The organism is Blastomonas sp., from assembly GCF_030373265.1.
Lineage (GTDB): Bacteria > Pseudomonadota > Alphaproteobacteria > Sphingomonadales > Sphingomonadaceae > Blastomonas.
Genome location: NZ_JAUCZC010000023.1, coordinates 37,523 through 63,859, shown reverse-complemented (window position 1 = coordinate 63,859; position 26,337 = coordinate 37,523). Strand labels below are relative to the sequence as shown.

22 protein-coding genes and 1 pseudogene are annotated in these 26,337 nt (G+C 64.1%); 10 read left to right on the top strand and 13 right to left on the bottom strand.

The genetic code is table 11. From position 1 onward, the window contains the following. Positions 1–197 (top strand): annotated as a pseudogene (locus QUV11_RS13725) (thioesterase family protein); the annotation flags it as partial. Between the two features lie 40 nt (positions 198–237). Next, entirely contained in the window at positions 238–1,215 is a 978-nt protein-coding gene (locus QUV11_RS13720) for a nitronate monooxygenase family protein (RefSeq protein ID WP_300883452.1), read from the top strand. A 145-nt stretch (positions 1,216–1,360) separates the two neighbouring features. Here QUV11_RS13720 and ettA read toward each other — a convergent pair whose 3' ends face one another. Continuing rightward, positions 1,361–3,040 (bottom strand): energy-dependent translational throttle protein EttA, encoded by a 1,680-nt coding sequence (gene ettA, locus QUV11_RS13715; protein WP_188514406.1) that lies wholly within the window; start codon positions 3,038–3,040, stop codon positions 1,361–1,363. Positions 3,041–3,152: 112 nt separating this feature from the next. On the opposite strand from ettA, the gene QUV11_RS13710 reads away from it, so the two are divergent. Then, complete coding sequence (locus QUV11_RS13710) at positions 3,153–4,538, top strand: M20/M25/M40 family metallo-hydrolase (RefSeq protein ID WP_300883451.1); 1,386 nt, start codon at positions 3,153–3,155, stop codon at positions 4,536–4,538. Positions 4,539–4,827: 289 nt separating this feature from the next. After that, entirely contained in the window at positions 4,828–5,367 is a 540-nt protein-coding gene (locus tag QUV11_RS13705; protein ID WP_300883450.1) for an RcnB family protein, read from the top strand. A gap of 66 nt (positions 5,368–5,433) precedes the next feature. On the opposite strand, the gene QUV11_RS13700 is transcribed toward QUV11_RS13705, so the two are convergent. Continuing rightward, a complete protein-coding gene (locus QUV11_RS13700; protein ID WP_300883449.1) occupies positions 5,434–5,922 on the bottom strand; it encodes an SH3 domain-containing protein in 489 nt (162 codons plus the stop codon). A gap of 149 nt (positions 5,923–6,071) precedes the next feature. Between QUV11_RS13700 and QUV11_RS13695 the strand changes: the two genes are divergently transcribed. Both QUV11_RS13695 and QUV11_RS13690 read left to right on the top strand, forming a co-directional pair. Next, the gene (locus QUV11_RS13695; RefSeq protein ID WP_300883447.1) at positions 6,072–7,100 is read left to right on the top strand and encodes a D-glycerate dehydrogenase; all 1,029 of its coding nucleotides are present in this window, start codon (positions 6,072–6,074) and stop codon (positions 7,098–7,100) included. A gap of 125 nt (positions 7,101–7,225) precedes the next feature. Then, entirely contained in the window at positions 7,226–8,572 is a 1,347-nt protein-coding gene (locus tag QUV11_RS13690; RefSeq protein ID WP_300883446.1) for an ammonium transporter, read from the top strand. Here the strand turns inward: QUV11_RS13690 and lepA are convergent, their stop codons facing one another. Then, on the bottom strand, positions 8,573–10,378 hold the full coding sequence (gene lepA, locus QUV11_RS13685; RefSeq protein ID WP_300883445.1) for a translation elongation factor 4: 1,806 nt from the start codon (positions 10,376–10,378) through the stop codon (positions 8,573–8,575). Between the two features lie 295 nt (positions 10,379–10,673). On the opposite strand from lepA, the gene QUV11_RS13680 reads away from it, so the two are divergent. The 4 genes from QUV11_RS13680 to QUV11_RS13665 all read left to right on the top strand — a co-directional run bounded on the left by QUV11_RS13680 (position 10,674) and on the right by QUV11_RS13665 (position 17,750). Further along, positions 10,674–13,967, top strand: a complete 3,294-nt coding sequence (locus QUV11_RS13680; protein ID WP_300883444.1) for a TonB-dependent receptor — start codon at positions 10,674–10,676, stop codon at positions 13,965–13,967. Between the two features lie 93 nt (positions 13,968–14,060). Continuing rightward, the gene (locus tag QUV11_RS13675; RefSeq protein ID WP_300883443.1) at positions 14,061–14,897 is read left to right on the top strand and encodes a diacylglycerol kinase family protein; all 837 of its coding nucleotides are present in this window, start codon (positions 14,061–14,063) and stop codon (positions 14,895–14,897) included. Then, positions 14,894–15,622, top strand: a complete 729-nt coding sequence (locus tag QUV11_RS13670) for a metallophosphoesterase (RefSeq protein WP_300883442.1) — start codon at positions 14,894–14,896, stop codon at positions 15,620–15,622. Before QUV11_RS13675 ends, QUV11_RS13670 begins: the two co-directional genes overlap by 4 nt. Positions 15,623–15,698: 76 nt before the next feature. Continuing rightward, complete coding sequence (locus QUV11_RS13665; RefSeq protein ID WP_300883441.1) at positions 15,699–17,750, top strand: GMC family oxidoreductase N-terminal domain-containing protein; 2,052 nt, start codon at positions 15,699–15,701, stop codon at positions 17,748–17,750. A 13-nt stretch (positions 17,751–17,763) separates the two neighbouring features. Here the strand turns inward: QUV11_RS13665 and QUV11_RS13660 are convergent, their stop codons facing one another. The 10 genes from QUV11_RS13660 to QUV11_RS13615 are packed head-to-tail and all read right to left on the bottom strand — an operon-like array spanning position 17,764 to position 26,302. Beyond that, complete coding sequence (locus QUV11_RS13660; RefSeq protein WP_300883440.1) at positions 17,764–18,225, bottom strand: molybdenum cofactor biosynthesis protein MoaE; 462 nt, start codon at positions 18,223–18,225, stop codon at positions 17,764–17,766. A gap of 1 nt (position 18,226) precedes the next feature. Further along, complete coding sequence (locus tag QUV11_RS13655) at positions 18,227–18,475, bottom strand: MoaD/ThiS family protein (RefSeq protein WP_300883439.1); 249 nt, start codon at positions 18,473–18,475, stop codon at positions 18,227–18,229. A gap of 9 nt (positions 18,476–18,484) precedes the next feature. Next, a complete protein-coding gene (gene moaA, locus QUV11_RS13650) occupies positions 18,485–19,495 on the bottom strand; it encodes a GTP 3',8-cyclase MoaA (RefSeq protein WP_300883438.1) in 1,011 nt (336 codons plus the stop codon). Between the two features lie 39 nt (positions 19,496–19,534). Continuing rightward, complete coding sequence (locus QUV11_RS13645; RefSeq protein WP_300883437.1) at positions 19,535–20,056, bottom strand: prolyl-tRNA synthetase associated domain-containing protein; 522 nt, start codon at positions 20,054–20,056, stop codon at positions 19,535–19,537. A gap of 7 nt (positions 20,057–20,063) precedes the next feature. Continuing rightward, positions 20,064–21,251 (bottom strand): serine hydrolase, encoded by a 1,188-nt coding sequence (locus QUV11_RS13640; RefSeq protein WP_300883436.1) that lies wholly within the window; start codon positions 21,249–21,251, stop codon positions 20,064–20,066. A gap of 14 nt (positions 21,252–21,265) precedes the next feature. After that, positions 21,266–22,660 carry a deoxyribodipyrimidine photo-lyase gene (locus QUV11_RS13635; protein ID WP_300883435.1) on the bottom strand — a complete coding sequence of 465 codons (1,395 nt, stop codon included), beginning with the start codon at positions 22,658–22,660 and terminating at the stop codon, positions 21,266–21,268. Further along, entirely contained in the window at positions 22,657–23,619 is a 963-nt protein-coding gene (locus QUV11_RS13630; RefSeq protein ID WP_300883434.1) for a metal-dependent hydrolase, read from the bottom strand. Before QUV11_RS13630 ends, QUV11_RS13635 begins: the two co-directional genes overlap by 4 nt. Before the next feature lie 6 nt (positions 23,620–23,625). Continuing rightward, the gene (locus tag QUV11_RS13625; RefSeq protein WP_300883433.1) at positions 23,626–24,546 is read right to left on the bottom strand and encodes a cyanophycinase; all 921 of its coding nucleotides are present in this window, start codon (positions 24,544–24,546) and stop codon (positions 23,626–23,628) included. Beyond that, positions 24,543–25,202 (bottom strand): HAD-IA family hydrolase, encoded by a 660-nt coding sequence (locus QUV11_RS13620; RefSeq protein WP_300883432.1) that lies wholly within the window; start codon positions 25,200–25,202, stop codon positions 24,543–24,545. Before QUV11_RS13620 ends, QUV11_RS13625 begins: the two co-directional genes overlap by 4 nt. Then, positions 25,199–26,302 (bottom strand): DUF2855 family protein, encoded by a 1,104-nt coding sequence (locus QUV11_RS13615; RefSeq protein WP_300883431.1) that lies wholly within the window; start codon positions 26,300–26,302, stop codon positions 25,199–25,201. The genes QUV11_RS13620 and QUV11_RS13615 overlap by 4 nt, the downstream gene beginning before the upstream one ends. Positions 26,303–26,337 lie beyond the last annotated feature (35 nt).

Genomic DNA, 26,337 nt, shown 5'->3' with positions numbered 1-26,337 from the left:
TCGCCGGACCGATCAGTTCGATGAACTGGCAGGTCAACATGCTGACCGATGCGCCCGAAACGGATAACGGCTGGTGGCTGCTCGAATCGGTCACCCACCACGCGCATCACGGTGCCTCCAGCCAGTATATGACCGTCTGGAACAGCAGGCTCGAGCCGGTGATGGCCGCGATGCAGAGCGTCGCGCTATTCGTCTGAGCCCTCAGCCAATCAGAAAAGACAATCAGGAGAGCAGTTCATGAAAACCCGGATCACAGAGCTTTTCGGTATCCAGCACCCGATCATCCAGGGCGGCATGCATTATGTCGGTTTCGCCGAGCTCGCTGCGGCGGTCTCGAACGCGGGCGGCCTCGGAATCATCACCGGCCTGACGCAGAAGACGCCCGAAGACCTCGATGCCGAAATCAAGAAGTGCAAGGCGCTGACCGACAAGCCGTTCGGGGTGAACCTGACCTTCCTGCCCGTGCTGACCGCGCCCGATTATCCCGGCTATGTCCGCGTGATCATCGAGAACGGGGTCAAGGCCGTCGAGACCGCGGGCAACAACCCGCAATCGGTGCTGCCGTACCTCAACGAAGCGGGCATCAAGGTCATCCACAAATGCACCAGCGTCCGCCACGCGCTCAAGGCGCAGGCGATCGGCTGCGATGCGGTGTCGGTCGATGGCTTTGAATGCGGAGGCCATCCCGGCGAGGATGATGTCCCCAACATGATCCTGCTCCCCCGTGCCGCCGATGAGCTCGCCATTCCGTTTGTCGCTTCAGGTGGCCAGGCGGATGCGCGTTCCTTGGTCGCCTCACTGGCGATGGGGGCCGACGGGATCAACATGGGCACCCGCTTCATCGCCACAAAGGAAGCGCCGGTGCACGAGAACGTCAAGCAGGCGATCGTCGCGGCCTCCGAGCTGGACACCCGGTTGGTGATGCGCCCGCTGCGCAATACCGAACGCGTCATGACCAACGCCGCGGTCGAGGAACTGCTGCTGATCGAACGCGAGAAAGGCAAGGACCTGCAGTTCACCGACATCATCGAGCAGGTCGCGGGTGTTTATCCGCGAATCATGATGGAAGGCGACATGGATGCGGGCGCGTGGAGCTGCGGCATGGTCGCCGGGCTGATCCACGATATCCCGACCTGCAAGGAACTGATCGACCGGATCATGAGCGAAGCGGAAACGATCATCCGCGGGCGGCTGGAAGGCATGCTGGCGGGGTAACAAATCTCTCCCCTCCCGCTTGCGGGAGGGGCAGGTTCAGCTTGCTGAACCGGGGTGGGCTGGGAGCACAATTGGTTGTCCCGCAGGCCCACCCCGTCTTCGCCTTCGGCTCAGCCACCCCTCCCGCATGCGGGAGGGGAGAGTGTTACCGCGTCAGCTTCTTGTAGCTCATCCGGGTCGGGCGATCGGCCTCGTCGCCGAGCCTACGGCGCTTGTCTTCTTCGTAGCTCTCGAAGTTGCCCTCGAACCACTCGACATGGCTGTTGCCTTCGAACGCCAGGATGTGCGTGCACAGCCGGTCGAGGAAGAAGCGGTCATGGCTGATGACCACCGCGCAACCGGCAAAGCTCTCGAGCGCCTCTTCGAGCGCGCGCAGCGTTTCGACGTCGAGATCGTTGGTCGGTTCATCGAGCAGCAGCACGTTGCCGCCCTCCTTGAGCATCTTGGCCATATGGACGCGGTTGCGTTCACCGCCTGAGAGCTGGCCGACTTTCTTCTGCTGGTCCTGGCCCTTGAAGTTGAACGCACCGACATAGGCGCGCGTCGGCACATCGTGCTTGCCGAGCTTGAAGAAATCGAGCCCGTCGGAGATTTCCTCCCAGACATTGTGGTTCGGATCGAGATCGTCGCGGCTCTGGTCGACATAGCCGAGCTTGACCGTGTCGCCGATCGCGATCGTGCCGCTGTCGGGCTGTTCCTTGCCGGTGATCAGCTTGAACAGCGTGGATTTGCCCGCGCCGTTGGCCCCAATCACGCCGACGATTCCGCCCGGGGGCAGCATGAACGACAGGTCTTCGAACAAGAGCTTGTCGCCATAGGCCTTGGTCAGGCCGTGCGCTTCGATCACCTTGCCGCCGAGGCGCGCGGGCGTCTGGATGACGATCTGCGCCTTGCCGGGGCTGCGGTTTTCCTGTGCCTCGACCAGTTCGTCGAACGCACGGATACGCGCCTTGGACTTGGTCTGCCGTGCCTTGGGGGTCTGCCGGATCCACGCCAGCTCGTCCTGGATCGCTTTCTGGCGGCCCTCGTCCTCGCGCGATTCCTGCTGGAGCCGCTGCGCCTTCTTGTCGAGATAGGTCGAATAATTGCCTTCGTAGACGAAGTATTTTCCGCGATCGAGCTCGAGGATCCAGTTCACCACATTGTCGAGGAAGTAGCGGTCATGGGTGACGAGGATGACGTTGCCTGGATAATCGACCAGGTGCCGCTCCAGCCACGATACGCTTTCGGCGTCGAGGTGGTTGGTCGGTTCGTCGAGCAGCAGGATGCCGGGCTTTTCAAGCAGCAGGCGGCACAAGGCCACGCGGCGCTTTTCACCGCCCGAAAGGTTGGCGACATCGGCATCGCCGGGAGGGCAGCGCAGGGCTTCCATCGCGATCTCGAGCTGGTTGTCGAGCGTCCAGCCGTCGACCGCGTCGATCTTTTCCTGCAGCGTACCCATTTCTTCCATCAGCGCGTCAAAATCGGCGTCTTCGGGCGGGTCGGCCATCAGGTTGCTGATCTCGTCGAAACGCTCGACCAGATCGGCGACGGGACGCACGCCGTCCATCACGTTCTGCTTGACCGTCTTGGTCGGATCGAGCTCGGGCTCCTGCGCCAGATAGCCGACGGTGATGCCCTCGCCCGGCCACGCTTCGCCGGTATATTCCTTGTCGAGGCCCGCCATCACCTTCATCAGCGTCGACTTGCCCGATCCGTTGGGGCCGACGATGCCGATCTTGGCGTCCGAATAGAATTGCAGGTGGATGCCATTGAGCACCGGCTTGTTGGCACCGGGAAAGGTCTTGGTCAGACCCTTCATGACATAGGAATATTGTGCAGCCATGCGAAAAGCGCCTTGTGCGAGATTGGGGAGTTGCCCCGCTCCCTAGCGATGGCGGGGGCAGCGGGCAAGATGGCATTGGCAAAGCCTGATCAGCCGGTTAAGCGTTTGCGCCATGAGAACACGCATCCTGCTGGCTGTTGCCGCACTCGCCCTGCCCTTTCCGCTGCTTGCCCAGAACGGCATGGTCCATGATCCCGCCGCGCTCCAGCAAAAGGCACTGGCAGATGATACCGCGTACGGAATCGTTGAAGACCTGACCACCGAGATCGGCCCGCGGCTTGCCGGCACCGATCGCGAGGCGGCGGCGCGCGATTGGGCAGTGGCCCGGCTCAAGGCGATGGGCTTTGCCAATGTGCGGGTCGAACCGTTCGACATGAAGACCTGGGTCCGCGGCATCGAGACCGCCGAGGTCACCGCGCCGTACACCGGCGCCATGCACATCAGCGCGCTGGGCAACTCGGCGAGCACCGGCCCGCGCGGGCTTGAGGCGGAGATCGTCTATTTCCGCACCATGGCCGATCTCGATGCCGCGCCCGCAGGCAGCCTCAAGGGCAAGATCGCCTTCGTCAGCCACAAGATGACCCGCACCCAGAGCGGCGCGAGCTATGGCCAGTTCGGCGACGTTCGCAGGCGCGGACCCAACATCGCCGCCACCAAGGGCGCAGCGGCGATCGTCATCCGCTCGGTCGGCACCGACTATCACCGCAACCCGCACACCGGCGGCACCAATTTCGCCGAGGGGATCAGCCCGATTCCCGCCGCCGCACTGTCGATCCCCGATGCGGAAAACCTTGAGCGCATGATCCGCCGCGCCACACGCGACGGCAAGCCGGTCAAGATGAAGCTGGTGCTGACCCCGCGCCAGATCGGCACCACCCAGTCGGGCAATGTCATCGCCGAAGTGCCCGGCAGCGATCCTGCGGCGGGCATGATCCTGATCGGCGGGCATCTCGACAGCTGGGATCTGGGAACCGGCGCGATCGACGATGGCGCGGGCGTAGCGATCAGCGCGGCCGCGGCCAAGCTGGTGATGGACGCCGGCCAGCCGAAGCGCACGATTCGCGTGGTGTGGTGGGGCGCCGAGGAAGTCGGCATCTTCGGCGGCAAGGCTTATGCGGAGAAGCACGGCGCGACCGGCCATGCGCTGGCGATGGAGTCGGATTTCGGCGCGGGGCGGATCTGGCAGGTCGATTTCCGACTGCCTGAGAGCGCCGCTGCGATGCAGACGAAGATCGTCGACGCGCTTGCCCCGATGGGCATCGGCCGCGGCCGGGGCGTTGCCAGCGGTGGCCCCGATCATGGCCCGATCGTCGCGCTCGGAGTCAACGCGATCGACCTGCAGCAGGACGGCACCGACTATTTCGACCTGCACCACACCCCCGACGACACGCTCGACAAGATCGACCCGCAGATGCTGCGCCAGAACGTCGCGGCCTGGGCAACGGTGCTGGGGATCGTCGCGAACGATCCTGGGGATTTGTTGCCCAAGGCGAAGTAGGGACAGCACGGAATACCGGCGCGGGCCACACCCGACCACATCCGCTCAGCCTGAGCTTGTCGAAGCCCCCGCTATTAGGCCTGCGTGGGTGCGGGGCCTTCGACAGGCTCAGGCTGAGCGGACTTGGGTTGGTTGGATCATCCAAAAGCGGACCGCGCGCCCCGTTACACCTTGCGACAACATTTCTTGAAAATGAGCGGCACATTCGCAACCCGTTCATATAGACGGGCGTAAACCTGAACATGTCCAGAGCGGTTCTTCCACTCCGGCTAAGACAGGAGTTACGACCATGAAGATGTTTTCCAAGGCCCTGATCGGCACATTGATGCTGGCGACGACGCTGCCTGTCGCCGCCGTCCCCGCCTTCGCCCAGTCGCGTGGCGAGGTGAATCGCTCCGAACGTGATCTGACCCGCGAGCAGCGCCAGTTGCAGCGCGAACGCCAGCAGCTTCAGGATGCGCGGCGTTTTGGTGATCGGCGCGATGTTCGCGAAGAGCGCCGCGACGTGCGCGAGCAGCGCCGCGATGTTCAGGAAGCCCGCCAGGATTATCGCCAGGACCTGCGTGACTATCGCCAGTACCGCGGTACCAACCGTCAGGCATTCCGTGGCCAGGCCTTCAATGCAAACTTCCGCTATCAGCAGTTCCGCCCCGGCGTGCGTATCCAGCCAAGCTATTTCGGTCAGCGTTATGTCGTGAACAATTATCGCAACTATCGCCTGCCCAATCCCGGCGCGCGGCAGGTCTGGGTGCGCCACTACAACGACATGCTGCTGGTGAATCAGCGCAATGGCACGGTTATCCGCGTCATCCCCAATTTCTACTGGTAAGTCCTTTCCCGGTAGAATGACGGCCCGCCCATCGCTTGCCCAGCGGTGGGCGGGTTCGTTTCCGGTTCACGGTTCGCCCGCGCCCCAGATCTGGTCCTGCCGCACCCATCCACCACGCCGCTCGATCTGGATCTCGCACCAGCCCTGCTCGCAATCGCCAAGCTCGCCGACCACTCCCGGCTCCGCCCGCCACAACAGCTTGGCACTGTCCTGCGGTCCGGCGCGGATGGCGGACACATCGCTCCGCACGACGGCGGTGCGCTTGCGGCTGAGCATGTTGGAGTGCATCCACCCGGTCCAGCCATCGGGATCCTGGATCTGCCGCCAGACCCCGTACCGCTTGACGACCTTGACCGGGAGGTTCTTGCGCCGAAACACCCATTCGATCTGATAACTGGCCATCGGCCCCGCCCGCGCGAACGCCTTGTCTCGCTGGATCGAAGCCCAATACGGTGTCTTGACCTCAGTTTGCGCACTGGCCGCATGTGGGACAGACAGCGTCGCCCCGGCCAAAATTCCGCCGAGGACAAGCTGTCTAAACCAAGATCCCTGCATTCCCATGTTCCCAGCCCGCCCCTGTCCCTGATTGTCGGTCGGACACATATCTGACCAAATCTGCGCGCCCCAGTCCGCTTACCGGAAAAAACGCCCCGCTAGCAAGTGCTGCTGCTTGACCTTTGCCGGGGTTGCGGCATAGCAAATTCATGCCTGCCAACATGCCCTCGCCGTCATCCGCCCCGCAGCATGAACCCGGTGCGCGCCCGCGTGTTATCGTCACTCGGAAGCTCGCTCCCTCGGTCGAGACGCGCATGTCCGAGCTGTTCGATGTTGTCCTGAATGTGGACGATCACCCCTTCAGCCGCGATGAACTGGCAGCAGCGATGGCCGATTGCGATGCGCTGGTACCGACCGTCACCGATGCTCTGGATGCCGACTTGATTGCCGGCGCGGGCGACCGGCTCAAACTGCTGGCCAATTTCGGCGCCGGCGTCGATCATATCGACCTCAAGGCCGCCCGCGCCCGCGGCATCATCATCACCAACACCCCCGGGGTGTTCACCGACGATACCGCCGACATGACGATGGCGCTGATCCTGTCGGTTCCTCGCCGCCTTGCAGAGGGCGAGAAGCTTGTCCGCTCGGGACAATGGGAAGGCTGGAGCCCGTCGGGCATGCTCGGCCACCGCATTGGCGGCAAGCAACTCGGCATCGTCGGAATGGGGCGGATCGGTCAGGCCGTGGCGCACCGTGCGCGCGGTTTCGGCATGGATGTGCGCTATCACAACCGCCGCCGTCTGCCCGACAGCCTCGAGCAGATGCTCGGCGCAAGCTTCGAGCCGGACCTCGATGCGCTGGTCAGCCAGTCGGACATCATAACCCTGCACTGCCCGCGCAGTCCCGAGACGCGCGGACTGATCGACGCGCGGCGGATAGGCCTGATGAAGCCCAGCGCGTATCTGATCAACACCGCGCGCGGAGAAATCGTCGATGAGACAGCGCTGATCGGCGCGCTCGAATCCGGCGCGATCGCGGGTGCCGGTCTCGACGTCTATACCCACGAACCTCGGGTGGATTCGCGCCTGCTCGCGCTACGCAATGTCGTGCTGCTGCCGCATGTCGGCAGCGCTACATTCGAAGGGCGCGAAGTGGCAGGCGAAAAAGTCATCGCCAACATCCGCTTCTGGTTCGACGGCCATCGCCCACCCGACCAGGTGCTCGAAGGCTGGATGTAAGCCGCGCTTGCTCTGCCCGTCGCCGTGCGCGACAGCGTTAATCGATTGTTTGCCAAACTGCTCCACATTCCGGCGCCTGTGAAGCCGGTCTCCAGGGCGGCAAAGGGAATCGGGAAGTCCATCGCATGATCGCAACGCTGGCGCGCTCCGCAGCAGTTTCAGTCGCTCTCCTAGCCACGCCCGCATGGGCGACCCCTGGGGCGATCGATCTTGCCGCCATTGATCCTGTCAATGCGGGCGACACCGCGCTCGTGCTGATCTCGGCGGCGCTGGTGATGCTGCTGGCATTGCCGGGCGTGTTGCTGATGCAGGTTGGGCGGGGTGATGCGCGTGCGGCGCAACCGGTGTTCCTTCAGGGCGCTTCGATCGCCGCACTGGTCTCGCTGCTGTGGGTGATCGTGGGTTACACATTGGCTTTCGGTGATTCCGGCGGCGGTGTGATCGGCGGCGGCAACGCCTGGATGCTCATCGCTTTGGGCGATGTCCGCTTCGGCACTGCAATCCCCGAAAGCGCGTTCGTCTTTTTCCAGATCGCAGGCGCCATGCTGGCCGCCATTCTGGTCGCAGGCGCATGGGCCGGGCGCGCGCGCTTCGGCTGGGCGCTGGCCTTTGGCGGCCTTTGGAGTCTGATCGTCTACGCACCGGTCGCGCACTGGATCTGGGGCGGTGGCTGGCTGTTCGGCTTCGGCGTGCTCGATTTTGCAGGTGGCATTGCGCTGCATTTCTGCGCGGGCATTTCCGCATTGGTCGCCGCAGTCATGATCGGCAGGCGGACGGGTTGGACCGGCGCAAACGTCGGGTCGCACAACCCCCATCTCGTCCTCGCCGGAGGCACGATGCTGTTGGTCGGTAATTTTGCCCTCGCAGGCGGGTGGGCGCTGGCCGCCACCGACAGCGCCGGCAGCGCGATCATCAACGCGCATGTCGCTGCGTGCGTCAGTGCTCTGGTTTGGCTCCTGATCGAAAAGCTGCGCACCGGCCACGTCACCGCGATGGGGCTGATCTGCGGGCTGAGCGCCGGCATTGCAGCCATCGCACCAGCCGCCGGGCTGGTTTCGCCCGGGGCTGCCATTTTGATCGGTTTGATCGCCGCTCCGGCCTGTTATTTTGCGCTGCAGGTCGTGACCCAGACGCTGGCGATCGACGACAGCAACCAAGTGTTTGCGCTGCACGGTGTCGGCGGTCTGGTGGGCGCGCTGCTCGTCGCGGTGTTCATGGGCGCAAGCTTTGGCGGTGTCGGTTACCCCGACGGCGGCGGCTTGGGCGGCCAGTTGCTGGCCCAGCTCATCGGGCTGGGCGCGGTGGCGATGTGGTCGATTCTCGGAACGCTCATCGTCGGCTATGGCGTGGCGATGGCCATCCCCATGCGCATCTCCAAAGCCGAGGAACTCGGCGAGGCCGGTGTCATCGTCCAGCCTTCACCCCAGCCCGAGCCGGACGCTGCTGCGCCCGCACCCGGCCCTGTCGGCTGATTACTCCTCGCCCATCCTGAGCGCGGCGATGAAGGCCTCCTGCGGGATGCTGACCGAGCCATATTCGCGCATCCGCTTCTTGCCTTCCTTCTGCTTGTCGAGCAGCTTCTTCTTGCGGCTGATGTCGCCGCCATAGCATTTGGCGGTGACGTCCTTGCGCATCGCGGCGATGGTCTCGCGCGCGATGACCTTGCCGCCGATCGCCGCCTGGATCGGGATCTTGAACAGGTGGCGCGGGATCAGGTCCTTCAGCCGTTCGCACATGCCGCGGCCGCGCGATTCGGCGGTGCCGCGGTGGACGATCATGCTCAGCGCATCGACCGGCTCGGCGTTGACCATGATCGACATCTTGACGAGGTCGCCCTCGCGATAGCCGATCTGGTGGTAGTCGAACGAGGCATAGCCGCGGCTGATCGACTTGAGCCGGTCGTAGAAATCGAACACCACCTCGTTGAGCGGGAGTTCATAGGTCACCTGCGCGCGGCCGCCGACATAGGTCAGATTCTTCTGGATGCCGCGCCGGTCCTGGCACAGCTTGAGGATGCTGCCGAGATATTCATCGGGGCAATAGATCACCGCCTCGATCCACGGCTCCTGGATCTCGTCGATCTTGGTGGGGTCGGGCATGTCTGCGGGATTGTGCAGTTCGATCTCGCCGCCACCGTAGGTCAGCTGGATCTTGTAGACCACGGAGGGCGCGGTGGTGATCAGGTCGAGATCGTACTCGCGGGTCAGCCGCTCTTGGATGATCTCGAGGTGCAGCAGCCCGAGGAAACCGCAGCGGAAGCCGAAGCCCAATGCCGCGCTGCTCTCCATCTCGAAGCTGAACGAGGCATCGTTGAGACGCAGCTTGGAGATGGAGTCGCGCAATTTGTCGAAGTCGTTGGCATCGACCGGGAACAGCCCGCAGAACACCACCGGCTGCACTTCCTTGAAGCCCGGCAGCGGCTTGGCGGCGGGGTTCTTGACCGTGGTGATGGTGTCGCCGACGCGAGTCTGGCTGATGTCCTTGATCTGCGCGGTGATGAAGCCGATCTCGCCCGCCGCCAGCTCGGGCAGCGCCTCGATCTTGGGCCGCATGCAGCCGACGCGGTCGACCAGATGCTCGGTGCCGCCGGCCATGAACTTGATGTTCTGGCCCTTTTTCATCACACCGTTGACGACGCGGACCAGGATGACGACGCCCAGATACGGGTCGTACCAGCTGTCGACCAGCATCGCCTCGAGCGGCGCGTCGCGGTCGCCCTTGGGGGCAGGAATCTTGAGCACGATCTGCTCGAGGATATCGGAGATACCGATACCCGACTTGGCGCTGGCAAGCACCGCTTCGGACGCATCGATGCCGATGATGTCCTCGATCTCCTTGCGGACCTTCTCGGGTTCGGCAGCAGGCAGATCGATCTTGTTGATGACGGGCACGATCTCGTGGTCGTGCTCGATCGACTGATAGACGTTGGCCAGCGTCTGCGCTTCGACGCCCTGCGCCGCATCGACGACCAGCAGCGCACCCTCGCACGCGGCGAGCGAGCGCGAGACTTCATAGGCGAAGTCGACATGGCCCGGGGTGTCCATCAGGTTCAGCTCATACAGCTGCCCGTCCTTGGCGGTGTAGTTGAGCCGGACAGTCTGCGCCTTGATGGTGATCCCGCGCTCTTTTTCGATGTCCATGTTGTCCAGCACCTGCGCGGACATTTCGCGCTCGGTAAGCCCGCCGGTCTGCTGGATCAGGCGATCGGCCAGGGTCGATTTGCCATGGTCGATATGCGCGATGATGGAGAAATTTCGGATGTGCTTGAGTTCGGTCATGTCCGCGCGATTAGCAGGGGTGCGGGCGACTGTCAGCAGGGAATACGCGCATCGACGGTCTGTGGCGACATTGTCACAATGTCCAAGAAAGATGAACACGAGATGAAGCCAATATTGCATCTTGATGTCGATGCCGAATAACATCGTGCAATCGACAGGCAAACCATCGCGCACACAACAGACGCGGGGGCCTGGCAGGGGAACAGGATCGGTCGCTTAAAGCGACTGACTGCACATCATCCATCGATATGGTTCGGTGGATAGGCTTTTATGCAATCCTGGTTGGGGGTTATTTATGTCTTTTTCCAATACAAAGTCGCCAATCGTCTCGATTTCAGCGATGGCGACAGCACTGGCTGTCAGCGGGCTTTTCAGCGCCGGAGCCTATGCGCAAGACGCACAGGAACAGGTTGATACAACCGCTGAGCCTGCCGAAGGTACGATTATCGTCACCGGCAGCCGGCTGTCTCGCGACGCGAATGCCACAGCACCGTTGCCGATCAGCACAGTCACCGCAGAAGCTCTGGCGGCTGCAGGGAACTCCGACGCGACGGCCACCTTGCGCCAGATCCCGGCGCTGATTTCTTCTAGCACGGTTGCCGATTCCATCGAGCGTGGCCCTGCTGGAAGCACGATCGGTATTGCAGCCCTGAACCTGCGTCAGCTTGGTTCGAACCGTACGCTGGTGCTGGTGGACGGATGGCGCCACGTGTCCGGTGTCGCCGGGCAGCAGGCGGTCGATGTGTCGACCATTCCCAACGGTTTGATCGAGCGGGTCGAAGTGCTTACGGGCGGCGCCTCGGCTGTGTATGGCGCTGACGCCGTCACCGGCGTGGTCAACTATGTCCTGAAGAAGGACTTCGAGGGCCTCATTCTAGACGGGGGCGCCAGCATAGCCGATGCGGGCGCAGGCGGCACCTACCGGATCGAAGGAACGATCGGCAAGAATTTCGCCGAAGGACGCGGCAACGTGACCTTCTCCGCAGGCTACACCAAGGATCTGGAAGTCCTGTTCGGCCAGCGCGACTTTACCCGCGACAACGGACGCGGCAACAACAGCACCACTTACGCCAATCCCGACCGGCGCTTCCAGCGTGGTGACATCGTGGCCTCCACGATGCCCAATTTTGCCACGCGCTTCTCGCCAGCTTCGGGCCGCCTGCCGTTCGGCTTTGCCATTCCCACTCAGGCGCAGTTCAACACCTTCTTCCCCGGTCGCGCTCCGACGGCGGCCGAACAGGCGCTGATCGACCGTGCCGCCAATGCGCCCCTTTTCGTCATCGGCCGCGATCCCAAGTTCGCCATCAGCTCGGGCCAGGGCCTGATCTTCCGCAACGACTTCGGATTCTTCGACGCCGACATCAACAACAACGGCGTCAACGATTGCACCGAAAGCTATATCGGCCTCACCGGCTTTGGCGGCGGTGGATGCTATGTCTCCACCCCCGGCGGCGGCGTGAAGATCTTTGAAGATGGCATCATCTCCACCGCCTCCAACCAGTTCGGTGGTGACGGCGCCGTTGAACGCACCAACCAGAGCTCGCTGATCCCGGGCAGCGAACGCATCTACGGCAACTTCCGTGCCCGCTACGAATTTTCGCCGGCAGCCGAGGTCTTCGTTGACGCGAAGTACGCGCGCAACACTACGATTTCGCGCAACAACTACAACACCTTCTACGACAGCCTGCTGATCTTCCCCGACAACCCCTTCATCCCGGCGGTGCTGCAGGCCGATGCCAACGACGCGGGCGGATTGCGGATCAGCCGCGACTTCCTCGATCTGGGTCCGAACATCCAGCGGGCCAAGCGCGAAACCTATCGTCTGGTGGGCGGCGTGATGGGCGACATCACCCCCAACCTGAAATACGAACTGGTCGGCAACTACGGCCGCACAGACAGCTCCGTCACGCAGAGCAACTCGGTGCAGTACGACCGGCTGTTCGCTGCAATCGACGTGGTGCGCGGTCCGAACGGCCAGCCGATCTGCCGTTCCGACATCAGCAACACGCCGCATCCGGGCAGCGAGATCTTCCCCGTGATCGCTCCGGGCTTCTTCACCTTCCGTCCCGGCGATGGCCAGTGCCGTCCGGTGTCGCTGTTCAACGGCACCAATTCGGTGACACCCGAAGGCGTAGCCTTCATCACCACGCCCACGACCAACCGCTTCCGGCTGGAGCAGACCGTGATCACCGGCCTGCTGACGGGGGACACCGGCGGGTTCTTCAACATGCCCGGTGGTGCGATCCAGTTCGCGATCGGCGCCGAGTACCGCAAGGAAAAGTCGCGCAGCCGTTTCAACGACCTGCTGCTGGGCGTGCTGCCCGAGGGATCGCCAGCAGGCCCTGCCGGCACCTTTATCGGCGATATCTCGGACAACCAGTCGCTGCTGTTTGATGCTGCAACGCGTCAGTTCAACGCCGGTGGCTCGTTCGACGTCAAGGAAGTATTCGGCGAGATTTCGATACCGGTCCTCAAGGATACGCCCTTCTTCCACGAGCTCACCGTGGGCGCGGCAGGACGTTACGCAGACTATTCCACCGTCGGCGGAGCGTTCACCTGGAACGTCAACGGCATCTGGGCGCCGATCCCCGATATTCGGTTCCGCGGCACGTATTCGCGCGCCATCCGTGCGCCGAACATCGCAGAACTGTTCGATCCGGCGCAGGGTGCAACCTTCCGTCCGGCAGATCCCTGCAACCAGTCGGCCATCGATGCGCTGCTGGCATCCAACGACCCCAACGCGCAGAACCGTCTGAGCAACTGCCGTGCAGCGGGCATCCCGGTGGGTTATGAGGATCCGCTCACCGCGCGCTTCTCGGGCACCAGCGGCGGCAACCCCAATCTCACCGAAGAAACCGCAACCACCTGGACGGTGGGTGGCGTATTGCAGCCGCGCTTCCTGCCGGGGCTGTCCATCTCCGCCGATTATTACTCGATCGAGATCGAGGATGCCATCGCAGCGGTGACGGCGCAGGACATCGTCAACACCTGCTATGACCTGTCCACCTTCCCGAACCAGTTCTGCGCCCTGTTCGACCGCAACGGTCCGACGGGTCCCACCGCCTTCGGCTTCAACTTCCTGCGTCAGACCCAGCTGAACTTCGGCCGGATCGAAACCTCGGGCATCGATGCCTCGATCAACTATCAGTTCCAGATCAACGGCGCCAACATCGGACTCAATGTCGCCGCGAACTGGACCGAAAAGCTCAACCGCTTCTTCGACCCGGTCGATACCAGCCTGGTCAATCCTGGCCTGCGCGAACTGGGGGTCCCCGAGTGGGCGGGTGTCGGATCGGTCACCTACAATGTCGACGGCTTTACGCTGAACTACTCGCTGCAGTATATCGGCAAGCAGGCGGCGGCATCGGTGATCCAGATCGAACGCATCGAGCAGGAATTCGGCCCTGCCGGATTTGCGCCCGAATACTGGCTTCATAACCTGTCCGTTCGCTACGACATCAACGAGCATCTCGCGATCAGCGGCGGGGTCAACAACATCTCGAACAAGGAACCCTACCTGTCGAGCTCGGCCTATCCGGTGAGCGGCATCGGACGGCTGTTCTTCGTCGGGGCGACCGCGCGGTTCTGATCGCCGAACATCGCTGACATAACCGGGCCGCGCTTCACCCGAAGCGCGGCCCTTTTTTGTGGCACCATCGCCCGGTTGGTGCGTTGAGCGCGCATGACACGCACATGGCTCATCGTGAACGAGGCAAGCGGCAGCTTTGATGCTGACGCCATCGCCGATATTGTAACCCGGTTCGCCGAGGCGGGAGCGCCGGTCGACTGCATCGTACGCTGCCCCGACGAGCCCTTGCCGACGCCGGCCAGGCTGCAGGGCGAAGGCGTGGATATTCTGGCGATCTATGCCGGCGACGGCACCACCAACAGCGCGCTCAAGGAAGCGGCAGGATGGGACGGCGCGGTGCTGATCCTGCCGGGCGGGACCATGAACCTGCTGGCCCACGCGCTGCACGGCGATCAAGCCTGCGACGACATCATCGCAAAGGCCTGCGAGCAGCGGCGTACACGCAAGCTCAATACGGTCGAGATTGGCAGCCATGTCGCTTATGTCGGCGTCATCGCCGGCCCCACGACCAGTTGGGCCAAGGTGCGCGAGGATGCGCGCCATGCGGACGTGACCGATCTGGTGTTCAGCGCGATACCGGCTGCGATCACCGAAAGCCTGAGCGGGCCCCAGGTCGCGGTGCAGGGGATCGAAGGGACCTACCCTGCCATTTTTGCGGCGCCGCGCGATCAGGCGTTGGCGCTGTGCGGCTTCACCGCCTCCAGCATCGGCGACGTCATTGCCCATGCCGGCGCCTGGCTGAACCGGGATTTCCGCGACGGCCCCCGTGTCGATCTGGGCGAGACCGAGCAAGCAACGCTCACCAGCGACGCCGAGACCATCGGCCTGCTTATCGATGGCGAACCCGCCGAATGCGCTCCGGGCGACACGCTGCGCCTGGGCCGCGCGCCGCACAATTTCGTCGACACCCGGGCGCCCGACATTCCATGACATTGCTTTTCCACGCTAGCGATCTGCACTTCGGCGCGGAGGACAGCGCAGCCCTCGACTGGTTTGTGGACCGGGTCGCGCAAGAGGCGCCAAGAGCGGTGGTGATCACCGGCGACCTGACCATGCGCGCGCGGTCTCGCGAGTTCGCTGCGGCCCAGACCTGGCTTGCTGGCCTGGGCGTTCCGGTGTTGATCGAGCCGGGCAATCATGACCTTCCCTATTTCAACCCGGTCCGGCGGATCTGGCGGCCTTATGGCCGGGTAATGCGGCTGCAGGAGCAGTTGCACGACGGGGTGAGCCTGGACGGCGTGCATCTGGTATCGCTGCCGACGACGGCCCGCGCGCAGTGGCGACTGAACTGGTCGAAGGGCAAGGTCGGCAGGCGTGCGCTACATGATGCGGTGCAGTCGCTGGAGACAGCCCCGCCAGAGAAGTGCCGGATCGTCCTCACCCATCATCCGCTGATCGAGGCTGCCACCCAGTCGAGCGGCCGGACGACCGGCGGACGAGCAGCCTTGGAGGCGATCTCCGCGGCCGGCGCGCACGCCGTGTTGTCCGGCCATGTCCATGACCCATTCGACAAGGACGTGACCACCGCCTTTGGCTCGGTAAGGCTGATCGGCGCCGGTACCCTGTCGGAGCGCGTGCGGTCTTGGCGTCCATCGTTCAACCGCATCACGGTAACCGACGGCAATTTGTCGACCGATGTGTGCGTGATGAATTAACACGCTATAATCGACTGAAACTTACAATCGTCATCCACGCTGATAGTTTATCCTCCGTCCAGGGGGGATTCGCAGCATGCTCAGAAAACCGTTCAATCCGTTCGAAGCGGCAATCTGGCGCAGACTGGCCGAAACCCTGTTCGTCGAACCGGCGCAGATGGCGGTCACCCCGCAGCAGGTGGTCGACAATCTGCAGCGCCTGTTCGCCAATATCGAGGGCAACACCCCGCGCGACACTGCGCTATCGGTGATCGCAACATGGGTGGTGCTGGGTGGGCCGATCTGGCACTTCGCGCCGCGGTCTTTCCGCATCTGGCGGGTCGAGCGGCGGCTGAAGAACAGCCGGATCGACCTGTTCCAGGACATGGCGCGAATCCGGGGCATCGTCTACGCCGGCTATTACGGCCACTGGCTCGATAGCGACGATGAAAACGCCAGCGATGCCGCCTCCGAGGATGCGAACCGTAACAACCCGGTGTTCGCATCCATGGGGTTCACGCTGCCGCGCCATCGCGCCCGCGCCGGAACACCCGATGATCCACAGATCGAAGAGCACATCGGCTTCGATCTGCCGCATACCGTGTTCGTCGGCGAGGATGCGATCCCCGACAGCGTCGAGGTGGTGGTGATCGGTTCGGGCGCAGGGGGTGCGGTGGCCGCCTCCAACCTTGCCGATCAGGGCTACGAGGTGCTGGTGGTCGAAGCCGGACCCTATCTGCCGAGCAGCCGGATGACGCCCAACGAGGCTCATATGTCGTCCAGCCTGTTCAAGGACGGGGCGATCCAGACCACACGCAACCGCGACATCATCATCTTTCAGGGCCGCACCGTCGGCGGCTCCACCGTGGTCAACAACGGCATCTGTCTGCGGCTCGAGCGCGAGGGCGAAACCCATCCCGACGCCAATGACGTGCTGGCCACCTGGCGAGCGCTCGGCGCAGGAGTCGACGCCGACGTGCTGGAGGCGAGCTATTGCCGCGTCGAGACGCGGCTGGGCGTGCACGAGATCGACCGCAGGCTGGGGCGCAACAACGGCACCCGGCTGCTGACCGGCTGGGACGCCTATCGCGCGAACTCGAGCGACCCGATGGACCAGCGCGCGATCTCGGGCTGGTTCCGCAAGAATTGGGGCCAGAAGACCGAGCCCAACCATTGCGTCTCGTGCGGCTACTGCAACACCGGCTGCCCTTACGGCCGCAAGCGCGCGATGCCCGAGAGCTTCCTGCGCCACGCAACGATGAGCGCACCCCGCAAGGCCCGCATCCTGGCCCATGCCGAAGTGTCGCACATCGGCTGGGGCGCGCGCGGAGCCGACGGCAGGCGTGTGGCATCGTCGGTGCAGGTGGTGCTGCCCGATGGCCGCGCCAAGACGGTCCGCGTCACCAAAGGCGTAGTGGTGGCTGCGGGCACGATCGCGTCGAGCAACATCCTGTCTGCGAGCGGGATCGAGGGCACCGGCAAAGGCATTTCGCTCAACATCGCCTGCCCCGTCCCCGCGCTGATGCCCGATCCGGTGCTGGCGTGGGACGAGGACCAGATGGCGACCTTCATCGACCGGGGCGATTTCCTGATCGAGAGCCATTTCCAGCCACCGATGAGCATGGCGTCGCTGGTGCCCGGCTGGTTTGACGAGCATTTCCGGCGGATGCTCAACTATAACCGCCTGGCATCGGCAGGCGCATTGTTCCCCGCCGACCGGCTGGGCGAGATCAAAAAGGGCAAACTGGGCTTCGAGCTCAAGCCGACCGACCTTGCGGTGTTGCGCAGGGCGCTATCGACACTGACCAAGGTGCATTTCGCGGGCGGCGCGCTGGAGGTGTATCCTGCCCTGCTCCACGGCGAAACGCTGCACGCGGGGATGAGCGATGCCGAGATCGACAGCTTCTACTGGGAGCATATCGAGGAGCCCGACGATGTCGTGCTGTCCTCTAGCCACCCGCATGGCGGCAATGCGATCAACGCCGACCCGACCAAGGGCGTGGTCGATCTGGATCAGCGGGTACACGGAAACGCCAATGTGCTGGTCACCGATGCCAGCGTGATGCCGAGCTGCATCCGCGTCAATGCCCAGCTTACCACCATGGCGATGGCCGACCGGGTGACGCACGGACGGCGGGTGTTCGGCTGACCCCGAAAGCCGGCTAGCCTTCGTCCCAGCGCGCGGCGTCGGCGTAATCCTCGTCGCGGGGCTCGATCCACTGCCGACCTTCCGCGCCGGTCTCGCTTTTCCAGAACAGGGCGCGGCTCTTGAGGAAGTCCATCAGGAAGTCGGCGGCCTCGAACGCGGCGCGGCGATGCACACTCGCGGTGGCAACCAGGACGATCGGTTCGTGCGGCGTCATCTCGCCGACCCGATGGATCACAAGCGCCGCCTCGAGCGGCCAGCGGCTCGCTGCACCGGCCACGGCCTCGGCAATCCCGCGCTCGGTCATGCCGGGGTAATGCTGCAGACTAAGGATACTGACCTCGCCGCCCTGGCTCGACGGCCGCACCAGTCCGGTAAAGCTCACCAGCCCGCCGGCATTTTGCAGCGACGACCGGAATGTGGCCAACTCGGACTCAGGGTCAAACGGCAGCGATACAATGCGGATATCGGTCCGCATTTCAGCCTCCGCTGACAGGGGGCAGGAACGCCAGCTCGTCCTCGTCCTCGACCAGCGCGTCGCCATCGACGATCGCCCCGTTGATGGCATAGCGGACGCGCGGTTCGGCCAGAGCGCTGCCCAGCAGGTCATCGCTGGCGCCAATGATGCCGATCAGATCGCTGATCGCGTGCGGTTCGCTCAGGCCGAGAGTGCGCTCGGCGCCGCCCGCCAGATCGCCCAAACGGCCAAAGAACAGCAACTGTGCCATCGTCCGCGCTCAGCCGCCGGTCATCGACATATGCCGCGCCAGTGCCGGTGCGGCGCCGGGCGCATCGATCTGAAAGTCATGGCGCTCAGGCTTCCTGGCGATCGCTCGGTCGAGCGCCGCATCGAGCGCAGCATCGCTGTCGGGGCCGCGCATCGCTGCGCGCAGATCGACCTGGTCGTTCTGGCCGAGGCACATGAATATCTGCCCTGTCGCCGTCACCCGCACGCGGTTGCAGTTGGCGCAGAAGTTGTTGGTGAGCGGGGTAATGAAGCCCAGCCGCCCTCCGGTTTCCGCGACATCGACATAGCGCGCCGGACCGCCGCTATCGTGCGGACTGGGGTTCAATGTCCAATCCCGCTCCAGCCGGTCACGCACAGCCGTCAGCGGCAGATAATGGTCGAACCGGTCTTCTTCCACTTCACCCAGCGGCATCACCTCGATCATGGTGACATCAAACCCGCGGCCATGCGCCCAGCCGATCAGCGATGGCAGTTCTTCCTCGTTCAGGCCCTTCAGCGCAACGGTGTTGAGCTTGATCTTGAGGCCCGCGCGGTCGGCAGCATCGAGGCCTGCCAGCACCTGCGCCAACGCATCGCGCCGGGTGAGCTGCGCGAACAGATCGGGCTGCAGCGTATCGAGCGACACGTTGATCCGGCGCACGCCGGCATCGACCAGCGCACCGGCATGCTGCTTGAGCTGCGTCCCGTTGGTGGTCAATGTCAACTCGTCGAGGCCCTGGCCAAGCTCGCGGCCCAACGTCGCGATCAGCGTCATCAGGTCGCGGCGGACCAGCGGCTCGCCCCCGGTCAGCCGGATCTTGCGCACGCCGCGGGCGATGAACGCCTGCCCCAACCGGGCGAGCTCTTCGAGGCTCAAAACGTCCGCCTTGGGCAGAAACTGCATGCGCTCGGGCATGCAATACGTACAGCGCAGGTCGCACCGGTCGGTCACGGAGAGGCGCACGTAACTGATCGTGCGGGCAAAACTGTCGATCAAAGGGCGTGCGGTTACCAAAGTCATTGGAAGAGGACTACAGCAAGCACGGGCACCCGCCCACCCTCAATTTTGGGATTGCTCGGGTGCGGGCGCCTTGTTCGGCACGGGCACGATGAGCGGCGCATGCCGCCAGCGCACCAGCAGCCGAACCAGATCCAGCCCCGACAGCCCCAGGGTGGCGGTGTTGCGCAAGGGATGCACATTGACCCTGGGCTGAGCGGCAAGCACTTCGTCGAGCACCAGTTGCACGCGCCCGTTCGAGTCGTTGAACGCCGCGAGCGGGGTCACCGAGCCGGGGGTGATGCCAAGCAGCTCTACCATCTCGTCGGCACTGCCGAAGCTGAACCTGCCTGCGCCCACGATGTGGCGCAACGCGCCAAGATCGACTTGCTTTTCCGCCAGCACCGTCACCAGATAGAACTGGCCGCCGGTGTCCTTGAGAAACAGGTTCTTGGTGTGCGCGCCGGGCACGCGCCGCTCCACAGCGCTGCTTTCGAGCACGGTAAAGACGGCTGCGTGCTCGACCTGATCGAAGACGATGCCGGCGGCAGTGATTTCGCTGTGCAGGCGGCTGTCGTCGCTCATGTCCGCGTCAGTCTGCCGCCAACGCGAGCTTCTGGAAGAACTGCAGCTGCGGAACGCGCAGGTCCGCGCCGCTGGCCTTGGGCCAGTTGCTCACCACCGCGATCACCATCTTCTTCTCAGGCACGATCAAAATCGCCTGGCCAAAAATGCCCTGCCCGCCCCAGGCGCCGCCGGGATAGGTCCACCATTGATAGCCATAGCCGAAGCCCGGCAGGCCGATGGGGGCCTGCTCCTTGCCCGCGTCGGCAAACCAGCCTTCGGGCACCTGCCCCGCGCCGCCTTCCATCGCGAAAAGCCCCATTCGGGCATAATCGGCCAGCCGGATCGACAGGCAGCAGCCGCCGACATTCTGTCCAGCCGAATCGACCATCCAGAACAGGTCGCCTTCGAACCCTGCGGGCTTGACGATCTTCTCTTCGGCATATTCGGTCAGCGTCTTGCCGGTGGCGCGCTGCACGATGACGCCGATCAGGTTGGTTTCGCCGGTCTTGTAGACCCATTTGCTGCCCGGCTCGGCTTCGCGCGGAAGCGTTTTCATGTACGCGCTGTTGGGGTCCTCGCCGGGGCCGACCGCAACCGAGAGCATCTTGACAACATCGCTGTTGGGGTCGGTGTAATCCTCGTTCCATTTGACCCCCGAGGTCATCGTCAGGATCTGCTTGACCGAAACGCCGTCATAGCCGCTACCCTTGAGCTCGGGCACGTACTTCGTCACCGGATCGTCGATCGAGGCGATCAGCCCGTCCTTGACCGCGGCGCCGACCAGCGTCGAGGTGAACGATTTGGCCACAGAGAAGCTGGTCCAGCGATCTTCTGCGCCCAGCCCCAACCCATAGCGTTCGAGCCGGACCTTGCCGTCCTGGATCACCATCAGCCCGGCGACGTTCTGCGCTGCCATGAACGCCTCGATCTCGGCATCGCTGACGGGCAGGTCAGCGCCTTTGGCCAGAGCGCGGGGCGTGCCGGCCTTGGCGGTAGTCCCGGGGAACTGCGCTTCCATGGCGCGGAAGTTGGCTGAGCGCTGCGCGTCCGACCAGAACAGGATCTGTGCGCCTGCGGTGCGCACCCGCTCCATCTCGGCCGCGCTCATCTGCTGGATAGGCTTGATCGTGGGGCTCGCTTCCTTCGCCCCCGCAACACCGCCCGCGCCGATCGCCAGCGCACACGCCGCTGCAAAACTTGTCCAAACCCGCATTGCCCTGTCTCCTGTCATGTTTTTATCTTTGCGTGCGCCGCGAGCGCGCGCTCGCGTGCCTGTTTATGCGCGATGCGCTTCTTGGGATAGCCCTTGACGAACTTGCCCGCAGCTTCGGGATCATGGATATCCTTGTCGGACAGATCCGCCAATTCGGGCACCCATTGCCGGATATAGCCCGCCGCATCGAATTTGTCCGACTGGGTCAGCGGCGCCATGATGCGCACGAACATGTTCGAGTCCACGCCCGAGCCCGATGTCCACTGCCAGTTCGTGGCGTTCGATCCGTAATCCGCATCGACCAGCGTATCCCAGAACCACGCCTCCCCTACCCTCCAATCGACCAGCAGGTGCTTGATCAGGAACGAGGCGGCAACCATCCGCACGCGGTTGTGCATCCACCCGGTCGCCCAGAGCTGGCGCATCCCGGCATCGACCAGCGGATAGCCGGTGCGCCCCTGCTGCCAGGCTTCGACGTCGGCTTTAACCTCGGAATCCGCAGGATCGCGCCATGGAAACGCATCGAAGGCATCACGAGCGTTCGCCTTGCCGTAATCGGGATATTGCGCGATCACGTTCTGCGCGTAATCGCGCCAGACCAGCTCCTTTAGGAACACTTCCACCGATCCGCCGGCCTGCATCGTCGCATGCCAGACCGTGGCGGGCGAAATCTCGCCGAAGTGCAGATGCGGCGACAGGCGCGACGTGCCTTCGATCGACGGCAGGTTGCGCCGGTCCTCATAGTGCTTTGCCTTGTCGAGAAAGGCCTCGACCCGGTCGGCAGCGCCTGCCTCGCCAGGCGTCCACTCTTCGCCAAAACCGGTCGCCCAATCGGGCTTGGTCGGGAGCAGCTTCCAATCGACGAGCGTGTCGCTCTTCGGCCATGCCTTGGGTCCATCCAGCGCATCGGGTGCGGGCACCGGCTTGGGCGGCGGCATGTGCTGCGCCAGCGCACGCCAGAACGGGGTGTATATCTTGTACGGCTGCCCGGCGCCGGTCGTCACCGAGCCGGGCGGCATCAGATAGTTCCCAGGGTGACATTCAAGCGCGCAGCCATCCGGCAGTGCCGCCTTGAGCGCGCGTTCTGCATTGCGCCACCACGGTTCGTAATGCCGCAGACAATGCACCGCCGCCGCATCAGTCTCGCGGGCAAGGTCGGCAAGCACATCGGCGGCAACACCGCGGCGCAGCACCAGCCTCGAGCCCCGCTTGCGCAGGTCCGCATCAAGCGCGCTCAGGCTGTGGTGCAGCCACCAGCGCGATGCTCCGCCCATCATGCGGTGCTTGGGCGTTTCGTCGTCGAGGACATAGACCGGGATCACCGGCCCACACGCGGCGGCCGCAACGAACGCCGCCTGATCGGCGAGCCTGAGGTCGCGGCGCAACCAGACGATGGCGGGCCGGGTCACGGCCGATCCTTGACATCGACGACGACGGAAAACCGGTCGGCAATGGGCGAACTGTCAAAACGCGCGTCCCGCAAAGTCACTCTCTTGCCCCCAGCTATGTCGGTCAAATGGGCATATGGGATTCGCGCCCAGAACAGAAAGGCCTGCGCATCAGAGTTTTGCGCCGCTGCGCGCGCCACCCAGGGACTCGCCATGTTGGTGGCGGCAGCGCCCCGCTGTAGCGTAAGCGCCGGCGTACCAAAGGCCCTGTAATCGCCCCTGCCAATCATCGCATCGCCGCGCCAGAGCATTTCGCGCTGCCAGAACAGCACCGGCACAGGATTTGCGATCACCAGATCGGGCGCAATCCCGCGCTGCTCCCGCACTGCGATCGCGGTGTCCTGCTCGGCCTTGGCCGAGAGGGCATAGTTTCCACCGATGTACAGCAGCGCCGCTACCAGCACAGCCTGCGCGGGGCGCTCCCAGCCGGGCTTGCCCACCGCTTCCCTGCGACGCGACGCCCATATGCCCAAAGGCAGGATCGTCCACAGCACCGCATCGATGATGAACAGGGTGTCCCCATAGAACCAGCGCGGCGAGAACGGCTCAAGCAGCCGGATGCCGTAATTGTTCATGTAGTCGAGCGCCGGGTGCGACAGCGTGCCGATATAGGCGAGCATCAGCAACGGCAGCGGGCGCACCGGTAGCCGTCCCTTTGGCCGCTTGCGCCGTCGCACCTGCCAGCGTTCGAAGCCGATCATTGCCCCGGTCAGCAGCAGCGGCAGGATCAGCAGCGCGATCGGGCCATGCGACCACCCGCGTCGCAACGCCAGCGATTGCGTCCCCAATACGCTCAGCACCGCATCGATATCGGGCAGATTGGCCGCGATGATCAGCGTCGGGACCGCCAGACCGGTCATCCGCTTGAGCCCGGCCTGCGCCAGCGCCCATCCGGCCAGGCCGTGCGTGAAATTGTCCATGGGCGCTCAGTCCACTGCTTTGGCAGGTACGCGCGCAAGGCGGACATTGTCCATCACCGCACCATCGCAGGCCTTGCGACCATCGGAAGGATCGACCAGCGTGATCGTGCCCCTCCCAACCGCGTGGCCCATGTCGTTTGCCAGGCTGAAGACGAACCCGGTGTCCTCGTCGACGCCAACACCGGTGACGGCGTCGGCATCGATACAGGCGACAGCGCGCACCAGCCGGGTCAGGCGTCCACGCTGGCTGAAATGCTGATCAAAAACGATATTCGTCAGGAAACCGAGACCCTTCGCCAGCACCAGCGGCGCGCCCTCGGCGTCCTCACCGGTGGCGGCACAGTCGGCAAGACGCCGCGAAACCGGCGCGGTCAACGCGACATCGGGACTGCCGCAACCGATCATGTGCTCGCCCAGCACCGCTGCGCCCGCGCTGGTCCCGCCGATCACCGCGCCCTGCATCAGCCGTTGGCGGATCGCAGCGAGCATCGGCGTGTCCTTGCCATCGGGCATGACCAGCGCAGCCAAGATCCGGGCCTGATCGCCGCCGGCAAACCAGATCAGCCCGGCGCGATCGATTTTCGCGATTTCGTCGGGATCGCTCGCACCACCCGACCAGCGCGATTCATCGGCGTCGGGGGTCTCTGGATCGTCGATTACAGCCACATGCACCAGACCAACGCGGCGGCGATCGACGCCGTGCCGCGCGAGCGCATCGGCAAAGCGCGTCGCCGATCCTCCCGGTGAGCCCGAGGCGGCGGGGATCACGACAATATCCAGCGCATCGTCGGGCATGGCATCGATCAGCGCCCGAAACACCGCAGCATTGTCATCCGCGAGCGCGCCTCCCACGGCCACCACGGTGCCCGTCTCGGCGAACGCGGACACGGATGCCGCCGCCAGCAATGCTGCGCACAAAATTTTCATGCTGCAGGCCAATCATCGGGCAGGTCGAGCAGCGCACGCAGATCGGCCAGCGCCTGTGCCTCGCCGGTCACCTTGATTGCAGCCATGCCCATTGCGGCGGCTGGCTTGCAGTTCACCCCGAGATCGTCAAGATAGATGCAGGCTTGCGGCGCCACATCGAGCGCCTCGCACATCATCGCATAAATGCGCGGGTCAGGCTTGCGGACACCCGCTTGGCTGCTTTCGATGACATGATCGAAGCGCGCCAAGATCGTGGAGATTTCAGCAGCACGGCTATCGTCGAACACCATCGCCGACCCTTTGCCGGCACGGACATTGTTGGTGATACAGCCGAGCGTGTAGCCGCTTGCCTTGAGTGCATTGAACGCGGCAACCATGCGCGGGCGAACGTCGCCTGCCAGACACGAAATGACATCGGCCCCGCGGATCTCCAGCCCCAGCGCGTGCGCCTCAGCAGCGAAAGCCTCGTCAAACGCAGCCGCATCGATTTCGGCCCGCTCAAACCGCGCCCAGGCGTTATCATCGGGGTCGGCGGCGTTGATCTGCCGGATGCAGTCGCGCGGAAGCCCTCGCTCGGCCTCGAGCCGGTTGAACGCCTCGAACGGCGATGAGGTGATCACCCCGCCGAAATCGAAAATCACCGCTGAAAAGCTCATGGAATGATGACCAGCCCCGTCTTCGCATCGGCCTTGCCTTCGACCGTCTGGCGATAGGCGTCCAGCGCGGCCTCAGCGCCCTCGCGTTTCTCGATACCCAGCAGCTTTGGCGCAAGATCGACGAAGCCCCGCCAGGCAGCTTCCAGCTTCTGACGGAAGACGTCAGGTCCCCATTCGCCGATCCGCTTGTCGCTGCGACCCGGCGCGAAGAACATCTGCCGTGCCGGGCCCGCCATCGCGGCGCCGCTATCGGTAGAATCCCAGTGTGATTTGCCGACCACGATCGATGCCTTCAGCGCATCGCCGAAATGGTTGTGGACGCTGGCCGCCACCTCGGGGTTGCCCGCCATGTCGACCATCGCGCTTGCGATGCTGGCGTCCATCGCCGCAATGGCGTCATAGGTCACGACCTGGTCATACAAGCCAAGCGATGCGACATAAGCGGCATTGCCCTGGCTGGTCAGACCGACGATCCGCGGCCGCGCCGAACGCTGGCCGAGCGCATGCGCCAAACCGATTGCGGTCTTGCTCGAGGCGCTGGCGACCAGCACCTGTTCGGCGCCATAATCCCCTTCATCCTCGAGCTGATCAGCGATCAGCCAGCCCGTGAGAAACAACGGACGGAACACCGGCCAGTAATCATGATCCTGCGTGCGGTAGTCGCCCAGAGCATCGATCCGCTGATACTGGTTGTAGATCACCGGCAGCGTGGTTCGCCTTGGTGTCATGTCAGTAAAGCCGTGTGCGCTGACCTTGCCCGGCAGCAGCACGGCATGGCTCGCCATCGGGAAATAGCCGTAAAGCTGCGTTCCGGCCGCTACGCCTTCGTGCGCGCTGCGGCTGACGGTTGCAAATCCCCAGACCGGAAGGCGGCCCGGCGCATCGCGCTCGGCGAAGAAATCCCAATAGCCCTGATCGTTGCCGAACAGGCCGAGCGGCTTGCCAAACACGGCATAGGTCACGTTGTTCGCGGTCATGGCATACAGGTCGAGCGTGACCTCGACCGCGCCATCGGGAAGGTCGGCCTCGGGCGCGTCGACGATTTGCGCCTTGGCGATATGGTCGCGGTCGATGTCGATGGCCCAGCGTTGGTTGGTCACGGTCTTGGTTCCTCGTTCCAGATATCTATAAGGCC